General features: G+C 47.8%; 1 protein-coding gene. It reads left to right on the top strand.

The window, feature by feature from the left end; all coding sequences use genetic code 11:
* Positions 1-92: 92 nt before the first annotated feature.
* Positions 93-644: IS91 family transposase (locus AC27H3_RS18065; RefSeq protein WP_487108108.1), on the top strand; the 552-nt coding region annotated here is incomplete at its 3' end.

Genomic DNA, 644 nt, shown 5'->3' with positions numbered 1-644 from the left:
CGCTACACACAGCTCACCATAGTGAAACAGCGTGATATGTCACACGAGATAAACAAACTCACCGATAAACTCAACATCACATGGTCTGAAACATGAGTACCTTTGTCGATTTACTCCGCCAACATCACCAAGCCCTTGAAACTGAGTATAGCAGGGAATTATCACCCGATATACGCAGGGCCATGTATGCCATGATGATGTGCAAAACACCCCAGCAGCGACAATCGCTTTGGGCCTGTGAGCATTGCCAGCACCATGACCGCTCGCCGCTCTCATGTGGTCATCGACACTGCCCGCAGTGTCAACAAAACACCACCTCACAGTGGCTGGACAGACAACAGGCAAAGCTGTTGCCGGTTGAGTATTTTATGGTGACATTCACCCTACCTTTTGAGTTAAGAGCCTTGGTAAGAAAGCGCCCCAAGGCCATGTTCAAACTGATGTTTTCTGTTACCTCAAGTATTTTAAAAGACTTTGCTACACGCCAAGGGCTAGGTGACATAGGCTTTACCTCGGTACTACATACCCACAGTCGACGACGAGCGTTACATCCCCATTTACACATTATTGTGCCCAATGGCGGTTATAACCCCGCGCGAAAACAATGGCGTAAAGGCAAGAAAGGCTACTTGTTTAATGCCTTT

It is taken from the genome of Colwellia sp. NW0002-52-1 (genome assembly GCF_057550865.1).
Note: the sequence above shows the minus strand (reverse complement) of the source record. Positions and strands in the feature narration are given on the sequence as shown.